A 12,515-nucleotide genomic window follows, 5' to 3' on the forward strand; every position below is an offset into this window, starting at 1 on the left:
CTTCATCTATTTATGGGCTTTGTTTTTACTGAATCAACCTGCAACCGGAGGCTCTAGTTGCATTTTGTAATGAAGAATTTTACACTCTTCAAATAAGTCCCCCACTTTTTCAAACCCAAACTTCTCATACAGACCAAGAGCGGTAACTTGGGCATGCAGGTAACGTACCTTGCTGGCAGCTGCTGGATTTTGGTCAATGTCTGCCAATACAGCACCAACCAACGCCTTCCCTACTCCCTTTCCCCGGTAGGGCTTAAGCACAGCAAAACGTTCTAACTTAACCCCCTTTTCCGTAAAACGCCACCTAGCAGTGGCGACCGGCTGACCATCGTATTTGGCCAAGAAGTGGGTAGAACGCTCCTCGTATTCATCGTATTCTTCTTCCGGTGCTACTTGCTGCTCTACTACAAACACTTCTTCTCGAATTCGAAAAAGTACTTCCAGCTCGTCGGTATTATTGACTTTGCTTACTTCTATCGCCATAGAACCGCTCCTTTTCTTCGACGCTTTCATGCTTTTCGTAAGCGTCTATGATGGATTTGACTAATCGGTGCCTTACCACATCCTTTCCGGTCAACTGCACCACCCCTATACCTTTTACTTCTTTCAGTATTTTCAGCGATTCGGTCAACCCGGACTTTTGCCTCCGTGGCAAATCCACCTGTGATTGATCACCGGTAATGATGACTTTGGAATTAGGCCCCATTCTGGTAAGGAACATTTTAATTTGCTCACTCGTAGTGTTTTGAGCTTCATCAAGCAGAATAAATGCATCGTGAAGGGTTCTGCCACGCATGTAGGCGAGTGGTGCAATCTCAATAACACGTGTTTCCTGGTAGAATTTCAACTTCTCTGCGGGCACCATATCTCCCAGTGCGTCGTAGATAGGTCTCAGGTATGGATCTAGCTTTTCCTGTAGGTCTCCTGGCAAAAAGCCCAGATTTTCGCCTGCCTCCACCGCCGGACGGGTAATAATAATGCGCTTTACCTCTCTGTTTTTCAAGGCCCTCACTGCCAATGCCACAGCGATGTAGGTCTTTCCACTTCCCGCCGGTCCCAGTGCAAACACCAGGTCATTCTTGAAGGACGATTCCACCAACTTTTTTTGGTTGGCTGATTTGGGTTTGATGACCAATCCCTTATTTCCATAGAGAATTGTCTCATTTTTGCTTTGAGCCGTATCGATGGGGGTATTTTCCAAGGAAATGTAATCCCTCACGTTCTCAGGAGTAACCTGACCGAAGCGGTTAAAATGTTCCAACAGCATATTGAGGATATCATTTATGCGGAGGATTTCCGGTGCCTGCCCCTTGATTCGGATTTCGTTTCCCCGGGAAATAATCTTGCTCTGTGGAAACGCCGAAGCAATTTGACGTATGTTCTCATTGTCAGACCCTAAAAAATCCAACAGCGAGACATTTTCCAGTGTAATTACTTTTTCTACCAATCCTGATTTTTTCTATTTTCGTTCAGCCTACTCTAACAAGGATAAAATTCCTATTTTTGTTTAGCGCTTGATACAAAAGTAATAATTTTTAAATGATTTGCTTCTATGGCTTTAATAACATTCACTTCCGACTTTGGTCTCGAGGACTACTACGTTCCTGCGGTCAAAGCGAAGATGCTTTCCATAAACCCACAGCTCATCATTGTGGACATCACCCATCAGCTGGGTCTGTATGACATTGCCCACGCCTCTTTTGTGTTACGCGCCGTATACAATGATTTCCCGAAAGGTTCGGTTCATTTGGTTGCGCTAAATAGTACCAGTGCGCAAACAGACGGATTCATTGGCATCAAACTCAACGAACACATTTTCATTGGACCCAATAACGGGGTGCTCAGCATGCTTGCCGACCACGATCCGGGCATCATTGTGAAGTTCTCCAATGCCCATCTGAAGGAAAGCACCTTTCCTACGAAGGACATTTTGGCTCCCATTGCTGCGAAAGTTGCAAGCGGAGCGGCCATACACGATTTCGGAGGGCCCCTTCAATCCATCCGCAAGGTAATGTCCCGTCAGTTCAAAGCCAGTAAAAAAGAAATTGTCGGCTACGTGCTACGGGTCGACCACTATGGAAACCTCATCACCAACATTCCCAAGGAGGTATTTGACAAGCTAAACCCCGGTAGGTTTGTCATCGAATTTGGTAGAGAAACGCTAGACACCCTACAGCACAGTTACCACGAAGTGGAACCTGGAGACTGCTTTGCCTTCTTCAATAGTTTGGGTTTGCTGGAGATCGGTATCAATCATGGTCACGGCTCCAACCTTCTAGGCCTGCGATACGACAGCCCAGTCTATATTCAGTTTGAAAACTAACGGACTGGTAGGCAAATAGATGCGGGAAAACCCTCCAAACGACAAAAAAAATATTTAAGAGGGAGTAGATTAATTGTTGTAAAGAAAAAAATCATTCGCCATATTTGCATCCCGTTCAGCAAGGAATGGGATATTTAAAAAGGCCGGTAGACATCGCTGTTTGCAGGTCCTAAAATTTGAATAAGATTTGAACACAAATCCCTTCATTGTACCAAGCCCAGGTGGCGGAATTGGTAGACGCGTTGGTCTCAAACACCAATGAGGTTACACTCGTGCCGGTTCGACTCCGGCCCTGGGTACACGAAGTTCTAAAAGCTCCTTCAATTCTATTGATGGAGCTTTTTTTGTGTTTAAATGTTGTAGGCAAGGGCATTGTGGATCAAGGTACAAGTGCATACCAAGAACCTTGCATTTATATTAGCTTGATAGAATTTGTACCACCTTCCGCTAGTTTCATAAAATTAATTTTTTCAAATACGCCACCATGGGACATCGAACCGCTGGTTTATGCCGAAAACGTCTAGTTCCTAACTGAAAGAGGTCCGCTAAAAACCGACCATCAGATACCTAAAGAAAACCACTTGGATACACCAAAAACTAACCAAAATTGTACTAATATACTATTATATTGTACCAATTAATAAAAATAAATAATCAATATAACAAATATTTTTTCAAAAAAAATTATTTCAGAATCTTTAGTTGTTAACTATTTTACTCAATTCTTTCGACACCAAGTAAGCATTTGTGTTAAGCTGATATAGCTGTACCGATCAAAATATTGGACCTGATCAAAGGCCGTGCGAGTAGTGTAAGTTACCTGCGAGTATATCTTTTTTTAAACTACCTTTCCATCCCCCCAAACAAGGATTTCGTCCCTGCTAATTGGCATTGGCCCTGCCGCGCTGTATCCTTGTAGCGTGAAACGAAAACAGCGATACCAAGCCAATCCCCGTACCCCTTACCTGAAGGTGTTGGTGCTTCTTTTGCTCGTACAGTGGATGCAAGAATGCCGCCCATGGACAAAATCCGGTCTTTGCACGATGTTGTCTTTCCGCCCCTTTTCCTACCTTTCCGTGGAAATACCCCCCAAGACTCCCAACAGGGACCGGGTGTTCCCAGGTACCAATTCATGTAGCCATGCAACACAATAAGCTCCAGTTCCCTCAAATTGAACGATGGGTGTTGATCTTCGTCTTTGTAACGATTATCCTCAGCAATGTACTCAGCTCATCCAACCTGAACCCTTGGTCGGATCTATCCCTTTACTTCGCCAAAATCCTGATACCGCTGGTGCTGTTCGCCTCGGTGTCCCTGATGCACTTTTGGCTGATTCCCAAGTACCGTCAAACCAGAAAAAAGACCAAACCGATCCTGCTATCCTTACTCCTATTTGTGCTTTCTTTGGCACTGACTGCCATCATTGGGACAGGGTTTGATGTAAGCGAACGCATTTTTCTACCGGCCTACTTTGGTGCCATCATCACTTACTTTGGGTACCTGGCATTTGCCTACATGGCGGACAAAATTTTTCTCTCCCCGCCGCCTAAGGATTACTCCCTCTATAACTCCACTAGAATTGGAATTATATACTTGTTTGTACTGCTCTTTCTGCTACAATTCAAGGAACTGGTAGCTCCGTTTATCGTTTTCTGCTATGCCGTAGCCATCCCAAGTATTGGTTTTACCATCGTATATCATTTCCTATTGATCTACCGAAACAGACGATCGGGCAATCTCCGGGAGGCACGGATCTACCATTGGATCCTTCCCTTTGGAATCATCCTATTGAGCGCAGCTATTTCCGCGACGTTTCACTTGGGTCCTGACATGGTGTTTTTTGGCATCGGCCTGGCGCTCGTATCCGTGATCATCGTTATTCCCCTATCTACCATGGTCTTCGACAAATACGAGAACTACCTGGGCAAAATACACTCCTTGACTGCCAAAGCAGATCAATCCACCGCCAACCTTTCCTTTCTCCGCTCTCAGATAAACCCCCACTTTCTCTTCAATGCCCTGAACACCCTCTATGGCACTGCCCTCCAGGAGGGTTCAGAGCATACCGCTACCGGCATCCAAAAATTGGGAGATATGATGCGCTTTATGCTCCATGAGAACAACCAGGAAAAAATCCCTGTAGAAAGGGAGAAGGAATACCTGATCAATTACGTAGATCTCCAAGAGCTGCGATTTAACGGACAGGAAACCACCTCCATCACCTTTAACCGATCGGTAGACAGCTGCAAAGGTCAAATCGCTCCCATGCTTTTAATACCCTTTATCGAAAACGCCTTCAAGCATGGCATCAGTATGCAGCACACATCCTGGGTAAACATCAGTCTACGCTGCCTAGCGGGGTCGATTCACTTGGACGTCACCAACAGCATCCACCGAAGCAAAACGGACGATCCCGAATACAAATCCTCCGGCATTGGCCTAGAAAATGTCCGGCAGCGCCTGCAACTACTATACCCCGGCAAGCACGAATTGGTCATTCGGGAAAACGATCTGGAGTTTTTCGTACATTTGAGTGTTCAACTTTAATCCACCGTACTCCCATGCTGTCGGCCGTAGCCATTGACGACGAATACATGGCCTTGGAAGTGATCAAATCCCACGCTTCCAAAGTGCCTTTTCTACACCTCACAGAGGTATTTACCGATGCCATCAAGGCATTGGAGTATGTAAAGGAGGAACCGGTAGATCTGGTATTTCTGGATATCAAGATGCCCGACATATCCGGTATGGAAGTCGCAGCACTGCTGCCCAAAAGGACCCTGGTTATCTTTACCACGGCCTACTCGGAACATGCGGTAAAAGGCTTCGAACTGGATGCCACCGACTACCTGCTCAAACCCTTTTCGCTGGCCCGTTTCCTTCAGGCCTGCCAGCGCGCACGTGAATGGCACGACCTCAAGCATGCCCCAGAACAAGCGTTTCTGTTTGTGAAAACCGGATCCGATCAGGTAAAAATACGGTTCGAAGACCTCCTTTACTGCGAAGCACAGGGAAACTACGTGACCTTTCACCTTTTACAAGAAAAGGTGGTCGGCAGGACGACACTGGCAGAGATCGAAAAGCAACTACCCGCAACCTTTGTCAAGACCCATCGCTCCTTCATTGCCAACCTGACCCAAGTACGCAGGGTAGAACGGCATCAGCTTACAGTGGCCGACAAGGTGGTACCCATCAGCAGTACCTTTCAGGATCTTTTGGCGGCCGAACTCAACAAATGGAATCCAGCAGGATAGAGAAAACCTGTGAGCCAACAGGACCCACAGGTTTGGTTAGTATTGCTTTGTGCCTGTTCCTTTAGTCCCTCCGAAAGGCCTTAAAGGCATTAATCAGGCCATTGGTAGATCCATCGTGGGAAGCTATCGGTTCCTCGTGCTCTAACTCCGGCAGGATGGACTTCGCCAGTACCTTGCCCAATTCCACCCCCCATTGATCGAAACTAAAGATATTCCAAATCGCACCTTGAACGAAAATCTTGTGCTCGTATAGGGCAATCAATGCCCCCAAGGTGGATGGATTGATCTTTTTCACGAGAATGGAATTGGTAGGCCGGTTTCCTTCAAACACACGGTGAGGAGCGATCCTTTCGATGGTTGCGGGTGACTTGCCCTCCCGACGCATTTCCTCCTTCACCTCTTCGAGCGACTTACCGTTCATCAGGGCCTCTGCCTGTGCAAAAAAGTTGGACATCAGCTTCACATGGTGGTCGCCAACGGGGTTGTGGCTAACTGACGGTGCGATAAAATCACAGGGAACCAACTGCGTACCCTGATGAATAAGCTGGTAAAAGGCATGCTGTCCGTTCGTTCCAGGCTCACCCCAAATGACCGGACCAGTGCTGTAGTTAACACGGTTTCCCTTTCGGTCTATGCACTTGCCATTGCTCTCCATGTTCCCCTGCTGAAAATAGGCCGGGAATCGGTGCATGTATTGGTCATAAGGTAAAATGGTTTCGGTGGCAGCACCTAGAAAATTGGTGTTCCAGATTCCGATCAAGGCAAGAATCACTGGTAAATTTTGCTCAAAGGGCGCCTGTCGAAAATGATTATCCATGTCGTGGGCACCCTCCAGCAATTTCCGGAAGTTATCAAATCCAATGGCACAGGCAATGGTAAGCCCAATGGCCGACCAAAGGGAATAGCGACCGCCAACCCAATCCCAGAAACCAAACATGTTATCGATATCAATACCAAACTCCATTACAGCGTTTGAATTCGTAGATAGGGCTACAAAATGCTTTGCGATCTCCTCCTCGCTAGACGCATTTTCCAAAAACCACTCCCGGGCCGTATGTGCGTTGGTCATGGTTTCCTGCGTTGTAAACGTCTTGGAGGCGATAAAAAACAGGGTAGTTTCCGGGTTTACCTTTTTCAACACCTCGGTAATATGCGTTCCGTCTACGTTGGACACAAAAAACACCTCTAGATTGGGGTTCTGATAGGGTTTCAGTGCCTCCGTAACCATCACCGGTCCCAAATCACTACCTCCAATACCTATATTTACCAGAGAACGGATAGACTTGCCAGTGTACCCCTTCCAAACGCCCTTAGACACCTTGTCGGCAAAGATCTTCATCTTGCCAAGCACTTGATTTACATCGGGCATGATATCCCTGTCGTCTACATAAACCGGGCTATTGCTTCGGTTGCGCAAGGCTGTGTGTAACACGGCGCGGTTTTCAGTCCCGTTGATGACCTTGCCCGAAAACATGGATTCTATCGCCTCAGCGAGGGAAGTTTCTTTTGCAAGCTGAATCAGTCCCTGCCAAACTTCATCGTCAACCCGGTTTTTAGAGAAATCCAGCAGGATATCCTTAAAACGCACATGGTATTTTTCAAACCGGGACGTATCCTCCTGAAAGAGACTCCGTATATTGATTGGTTTTTTTGATAACTGACCAAGAGCCTTCCAGGCATTGGTTTCGGTGGGGTTTATAGATTGCATGTTTATCTTTTTTCGTCACAAAGTTCATCACGTATTTTGTCCGGGAAGCTTTTTTTGCTGGTTCCGGTTAATCTTGGTAACCTGCCTTTCCTTTGGTCAAGGATACCCACCGTGTTTCGACAGGCCGGCGGGATCTGCTCGTCATTCCCCGTCCCCTCCGCATCATTTCTCCTTGCCACGACAACGCGAGTTGACACTTGGGAATAGACCGGTTTAAACCGTAAAACTATAAAAAAAACAGGGCTGCGAAAAACTTTTTACAAACTTGCCGAAACATCCTCTACCGGGGCTAGCGATACCAGAAGCCCGTGTCCTCGTACAGCAAGATCCAAGGTTGGGTTTCAAAGAAGCGCCACGACTGCTGCGCCAGGTTCACTTCCTTATCGGCCAGCCTTTTCAACGGCCTGCCATTGAGGCTGCTTAGCACGTCGGCATAAACTTCCACTTCTCCCAGGCCTTGCGCCGCATAGGCTCGTTTCAGGTGCTGCGCGTATTGCCAGATCACATCGGGCTTGGTGGTTACCATCGAGATTTGCTTCGGCGTCAGGTCGATTCGGGGATCATGAACGATGCGCTTTCCATCGGGCAATACCACCTCAAAATTCGCCGTTCCGGACTTGCTTCTCAGCATCATCCTCCAAGCCATCCGGTGGCCGGATTCCGTCCAATTTACATCTCCTTCATAGCGATGATGCCGCAGTGGCAATGCAATCATGATGGCAAAAAACAGTGCCATACTACCGAGGAGAAGGTTTTGAATCCTGAGTGAAGGCCACGTATATCCTTCCCCAAGGGCTATATTGGCTGCTTTTGGAAAGAAAAGCCGACACACCTGCGCAGGTGGAAAGAAAAATACGGACATAAAAAGCATCAAGTAGGGGAAGATCCCGATTTGAAAGACAACGCTGTTAAACAGATGAAAAAAAAGCGCGAATACGATCGCTACCCAGCGGGTTCGCTTCCACAATAAGGCGGGTATAATCAGGCCATCAAAGAAGATACCTCCGTAGGCCAATAGCAACTGTAGCCACCTAAGCTGCAAAAAATCACCAATTAGCCAGTAATGCTGCTTTGCTGCAAACCACAGTTGCAGGGGTTTGGCCTGTATCCAATCCGGCTGTACCTTGGCCATAGCAGCCGCTGTATAGACTACCCACAGCAAGCCTATAAACACCAGCGAGGTCCAACGGGGCACAAAGAGCGCCTGTTTCACATAGCCCCACCGCACATCAAGAGAAAAGAAGCGGTTGGCCGGTAGAAAGATGGATATCCCGGTCAGTGGAATCAACAGGTAATAGTGGTTATTATAATGGGATTTTTGCATCCAATACACGATCGTCCACATCAAAAAGTAGCCGATGATGGTGGGCCTGTACCAAAGTCCTGTCATCACCAAAATCCCAAGACCACCCATCACAAAATAGTAATAGATCATCCCCTCCCCAGGTAAAGGTTGAAGCCAAGGATAAAACGGAATAAAGGGAAACGCAATCTCCGGCTCCAAGAACACCTCCCTCACCCAGCCTGTAAAAACCGCACCAATTGCCTCCGCCGCCAACAACAACCCGAAGGCTACCCGAAACACCGCCAAGGGCACTATGGATATGGGCTCAAACAACCGCTTTCTCAAAAACTCTGCCGCCATGCCGTTGCTATCTGCGCTAATCCTTAAGCGTAAATGCCAAGTAATAGTCTCCTGGATCGGTCCCTATTTTTCCCCCACCTGCAGCGATGACCACATACTGTTTGCCATTGACCGCATATACGGCTGGAGTGGCATAGCCCGCGGCCGGCAGTTTGTATTTCCACAGTTCCTCTCCGGTATCTTTGTCAAACACGCGGAAGTACTCGTCCTTAGATGCGCCAATAAATACCAAGCCTCCCGCTGTGACTACAGGCCCGCCATAGTTCTCGGTACCGGTCTTTGGAATGCCCCGCTCCGTGAGTTCCGTAAACTCTCCGAGAGGCACCTGCCATACAATTTCTCCTTTGTTTAAATCAATGGCGTTTAGGGTTCCCCAAGGTGGTTTGACGGCCGGGTATCCATCCTGATCAAAAAACCGGTGATACCCGGTATGGGTATAGGGGACTGCCCCGAGATTCGATTCCATGCCCTCCTCGTGGGCATCTTGCTCGGAGGCTTCCGGCTTAGTGATATAAGCTAAAACCGCCTCCCTTTCTGCGGGCTTGAGGTGCTGAAATCCAGGCATTCTCCCCTTTCCCTTGGCGATAATATCTTCCAATTCACTGGGTTTCAACCTATCTGCCACACCGATCAGCGAAGGATAATCTCCGGTGGGGTCACCGGCCATGGACGGACCATGACACATGCCACAGTTGACCGCATAAACCGATCTGCCGAGGCCCGCACCTGTCTGATCGTAGGTAGGTACCATGGTGTGAATCCAGGGCATCTCGTTTGCATTCACGTATAGCCAACCGGAACTGGGGTCAAATGCGGCACCTCCCCATTCACCTCCCCCATCAAACCCCGGAAAAACAACCGTGCCCTCCGTACTTGGAGGCATGAACATGTGTCCGTAGCGCTTCCCTTTGAGCACCTCCTTTACATAGGCCTCCGATTCGGGTGATATATCCGTCACCTCCCCATCGGTAAATACCTGCCGGGCAAAGGGAGGAGGCAGTACAGGAACTGGCTGCGTGGCCGCAGCCACTTCTCCCATCAAATCCGAAAGTGGAACATCCAGCTCTTCGATGGGAAAGAGAGGCTCACCGGTCTCTCGGTTAAAAACGAATACCCTTCCAGTCTTGGTTATCTGTGCCACCGCATCGATCGTCTCGCCACCGTGAACCACTCGAACCAAATTAGGTGGCGCTGGAAGATCCCTGTCCCACATGTCATGCCGGATGGTCTGATAATGCCAGATTCGTTCCCCCGTGGCAGCATTGAGCGCAATCACCGAATTGGCAAACAGGTTATCCCCCAAGCGATTTCCTCCCCAGAAGTCGAAAGAGGCCGATCCCGTGGGGACAAACACCATTCCGCGCCTTTCATCTAGGCTAAAGCCAGCCCAGCTATTGGCACCACCTGCACGCTGATAGGCGTCAGCAGGCCAAGTCTCATATCCATACTCCCCTGGCTTTGGGATCGTATGAAATACCCAGTCCAGTGCGCCAGTTAGCGCGTTAAAAGCCCTCACATACCCCGGTGCTGCGTCGTTGTTTTCGGAAACCCTGGTTCCAACGATGATTTTATCCTCAAAGATGATTCCCGGAGAGGTAGAAATAACATACAGGTCTTTGGCCCAATCACCCAGCCCCTCCTTCAGTGAAACCGTGCCCGAATCCCCAAAATCTTGCACCAACTGACCGGTCTGTGCATCCAACGCAAACAGCAAGGAACCCGCCGAAAAGAATACCCTGCCCCCAGATCCGTCACGAAAAAACGTGAGCCCTCGGTTTACAGTTATAGGAACCTCAAAATCCTTCTTGGGGTCAAACTCCCACAGTAGTTTCCCTGTGCCCGCCTCTAGCGCGACTGCCTTCATGGTAGGAGTGCTGCCATAGAGTATCCCTTCTACGATGATGGGGTTGCATTGGATCTGCGTGTTTCTTCGTTCTGTCAGATCACCGGAACGAAAAGTCCACGCTAACTCCAGACGATCGACATTTTCCCGGTTAATCTGATCCAAGTGGGAATATTGTGAACTGAATTTGTCTCCCAGGCTGACTTCCCAATTATCGTGGGCACCGATTTTCTCCTCCGTGGGAGAGGCACAACCCAAAAACAGCGAGGAGAATAACACGCAGACAGCGTAGAAACGGAAAATATGCTTCATAAATAGGAAGGTAAATGAAAAGGGTCTTTGTTTTTTTGACAGGTTAATTTAAGAAAAAGTTGATTCCTTTTGACAAATCGTCCATTTTTATGAAGTCGACCAGAAAAGATCCTAAAGTTGACACACACGAGTAATTCCTTCGGGAGCCTGACCAAGCGATCTCCCAGAACCTCTGACCGCTAAAAAAGATGAAAAAATTCGTTATCTGGCGTCATGCCAAATCCTCGTGGGAAGATGCTTTCCTGAGCGACCACGAACGGCCCCTTGCCAGCAGGGGTATTAGGGACACTCCCGAAATGGCCGATAGATTACTGAAACAGGGCATAAAACCCGACCTCCTAGTGAGTTCGGATGCCAATCGGGCATTGGCCACGGCCAAGTTGGCGGCGGTGTCTTTCCACTTCCCGGAAAAAAACATCCTGACCATGGCATCCATGTATCATGCAGGCCCTCAAGCACTGTTACGGGCCATTCGGCAAACGGAAGATGTGTTTGAAACCGTTTTTTTCTTCGGCCACAATCCCGGCATGACCGACCTGGTGATTCTTTTGGGGGGAGAACTGGACAACTTACCTACTTGCGGACAGTATGGATTTCGCTCATCTGCGGCCTCTTGGAGGGATATTTCGCCTGACAATACCCAATTTTGGTTCTACGACTTTCCAAAATCAAAACTCGCGGACATCTAACAACACCCCTTTCAGCTCATCCAAATGGTCTAATAGGTAACTGACCTTCGCGGCTGTTTCGGAAGGGGTACTCAACTGATTGGTTGCCTTGAACGACTTAAATTTCTCCAGCTGACTGAATTTTTCAGGTGCTGCAGATCGGATTTCCCCTTGCATGGGAGTATCGATAATCCCCGGAGAAAGTGCGATGTACCGGATGCCGTACCCTTTCTGGTCGGACTCCTCCTGCGCTACTAGCGTAAACTGGTTCAGTGCAGCCTTGGAAGAACAGTAACCCGACCAGCCATCTACGGCCTTTTTTGCAGCCCCGGAACTCACGTTGATTACTACCTTTTCTGCCGTGCATTCCCGGTATTTTTGAATAAACGCATTGGTCAAAATGGCAGGCGCCACCGTATTGATAAGGTGAATATCTGCAATCCCTTGTGGAGACAAATCGCCCATCGGGCCAATTTCACCGATCCATCCTGCATTATTGATCAAAGCGATTCGTTGAAAATCACCGGAGGGAAATAGCTGATCCAATTTCCCTATCAGGGATTGTGTATCTTTCAAGTCTACCTGAACTGGAAAAAAACGGTCGGTCGTTTTCTCCTCGGATCTGGAAACACCCACCACCCGCACACCCGGACGCTCTAGCAGTATTTCCACCAAAGCCCTACCCAGTCCTTTGCTGCTTCCCGTAACAATGTATAAGCTCGATTGCATACTAACTCAATTTTGGTTTTCCTATATGACCAG

10 protein-coding genes and 1 tRNA gene are annotated in these 12,515 nt (G+C 48.2%); 5 read left to right on the plus strand and 6 right to left on the minus strand.

The window, feature by feature from the left end; genetic code table 11:
- Positions 1-33: 33 nt before the first annotated feature.
- Positions 34-483, minus strand: coding sequence for a GNAT family N-acetyltransferase (locus tag JJU34_RS17505; RefSeq protein ID WP_228693705.1), 450 nt, complete (start codon positions 481-483; stop codon positions 34-36).
- A complete protein-coding gene (locus JJU34_RS17510) occupies positions 455-1,447 on the minus strand; it encodes a PhoH family protein (protein ID WP_228693706.1) in 993 nt (330 codons plus the stop codon). Before JJU34_RS17510 ends, JJU34_RS17505 begins: the two co-directional genes overlap by 29 nt.
- Positions 1,448-1,552: 105 nt before the next feature.
- Between JJU34_RS17510 and JJU34_RS17515 the strand changes: the two genes are divergently transcribed.
- The 4 genes from JJU34_RS17515 (at position 1,553) to JJU34_RS17530 (ending at position 5,577) form a co-directional block, all read left to right on the plus strand.
- Positions 1,553-2,323, plus strand: coding sequence for an SAM-dependent chlorinase/fluorinase (locus JJU34_RS17515; RefSeq protein ID WP_228693707.1), 771 nt, complete (start codon positions 1,553-1,555; stop codon positions 2,321-2,323).
- Positions 2,324-2,538: 215 nt separating this feature from the next.
- Positions 2,539-2,622, plus strand: a tRNA-Leu gene (locus tag JJU34_RS17520).
- A gap of 841 nt (positions 2,623-3,463) precedes the next feature.
- Complete coding sequence (locus JJU34_RS17525) at positions 3,464-4,870, plus strand: histidine kinase (RefSeq protein ID WP_228693708.1); 1,407 nt, start codon at positions 3,464-3,466, stop codon at positions 4,868-4,870.
- Positions 4,871-4,884: 14 nt separating this feature from the next.
- On the plus strand, positions 4,885-5,577 hold the full coding sequence (locus tag JJU34_RS17530; RefSeq protein ID WP_228693709.1) for a LytTR family DNA-binding domain-containing protein: 693 nt from the start codon (positions 4,885-4,887) through the stop codon (positions 5,575-5,577).
- Between the two features lie 61 nt (positions 5,578-5,638).
- On the opposite strand, the gene pgi is transcribed toward JJU34_RS17530, so the two are convergent.
- From pgi to JJU34_RS17545, 3 genes are all read right to left on the minus strand, one after another.
- Positions 5,639-7,285 carry a glucose-6-phosphate isomerase gene (pgi, locus tag JJU34_RS17535; RefSeq protein WP_228693710.1) on the minus strand — a complete coding sequence of 549 codons (1,647 nt, stop codon included), beginning with the start codon at positions 7,283-7,285 and terminating at the stop codon, positions 5,639-5,641.
- Positions 7,286-7,574: 289 nt separating this feature from the next.
- Positions 7,575-8,930 carry an HTTM domain-containing protein gene (locus JJU34_RS17540; RefSeq protein ID WP_228693711.1) on the minus strand — a complete coding sequence of 452 codons (1,356 nt, stop codon included), beginning with the start codon at positions 8,928-8,930 and terminating at the stop codon, positions 7,575-7,577.
- A 16-nt stretch (positions 8,931-8,946) separates the two neighbouring features.
- On the minus strand, positions 8,947-11,085 hold the full coding sequence (locus tag JJU34_RS17545) for a PQQ-binding-like beta-propeller repeat protein (RefSeq protein WP_228693712.1): 2,139 nt from the start codon (positions 11,083-11,085) through the stop codon (positions 8,947-8,949).
- Between the two features lie 188 nt (positions 11,086-11,273).
- Here JJU34_RS17545 and JJU34_RS17550 point away from each other — a divergent pair, with 188 nt between their 5' ends.
- The gene (locus tag JJU34_RS17550; protein WP_228693713.1) at positions 11,274-11,774 is read left to right on the plus strand and encodes a histidine phosphatase family protein; all 501 of its coding nucleotides are present in this window, start codon (positions 11,274-11,276) and stop codon (positions 11,772-11,774) included.
- Here JJU34_RS17550 and JJU34_RS17555 read toward each other — a convergent pair.
- Positions 11,754-12,482 (minus strand): SDR family NAD(P)-dependent oxidoreductase, encoded by a 729-nt coding sequence (locus JJU34_RS17555; RefSeq protein ID WP_228693714.1) that lies wholly within the window; start codon positions 12,480-12,482, stop codon positions 11,754-11,756. The genes JJU34_RS17550 and JJU34_RS17555 overlap by 21 nt on opposite strands.
- Between the last annotated feature and the right edge of the window lie 33 nt (positions 12,483-12,515).

This window comes from Lunatimonas sp. (assembly GCF_020832325.1).
Lineage (GTDB): Bacteria > Bacteroidota > Bacteroidia > Cytophagales > Cyclobacteriaceae > Lunatimonas.

What these genes read in the sequence shown, in the direction of transcription:
- JJU34_RS17540 (WP_228693711.1), bottom strand. Translation starts at nt 8,930, where the DNA reads ATGGCGGCAGAGTTTTTGAGAAAGCGGTTGTTTGAGCCCATATCCATA.
- JJU34_RS17505 (WP_228693705.1), bottom strand. Translation starts at nt 483, where the DNA reads ATGGCGATAGAAGTAAGCAAAGTCAATAATACCGACGAGCTGGAAGTA.
- pgi (WP_228693710.1), bottom strand. Translation starts at nt 7,285, where the DNA reads ATGCAATCTATAAACCCCACCGAAACCAATGCCTGGAAGGCTCTTGGT.
- JJU34_RS17530 (WP_228693709.1), top strand. Translation starts at nt 4,885, where the DNA reads ATGCTGTCGGCCGTAGCCATTGACGACGAATACATGGCCTTGGAAGTG.
- JJU34_RS17525 (WP_228693708.1), top strand. Translation starts at nt 3,464, where the DNA reads ATGCAACACAATAAGCTCCAGTTCCCTCAAATTGAACGATGGGTGTTG.
- JJU34_RS17550 (WP_228693713.1), top strand. Translation starts at nt 11,274, where the DNA reads ATGAAAAAATTCGTTATCTGGCGTCATGCCAAATCCTCGTGGGAAGAT.
- JJU34_RS17515 (WP_228693707.1), top strand. Translation starts at nt 1,553, where the DNA reads ATGGCTTTAATAACATTCACTTCCGACTTTGGTCTCGAGGACTACTAC.
- JJU34_RS17545 (WP_228693712.1), bottom strand. Translation starts at nt 11,085, where the DNA reads ATGAAGCATATTTTCCGTTTCTACGCTGTCTGCGTGTTATTCTCCTCG.
- JJU34_RS17555 (WP_228693714.1), bottom strand. Translation starts at nt 12,482, where the DNA reads ATGCAATCGAGCTTATACATTGTTACGGGAAGCAGCAAAGGACTGGGT.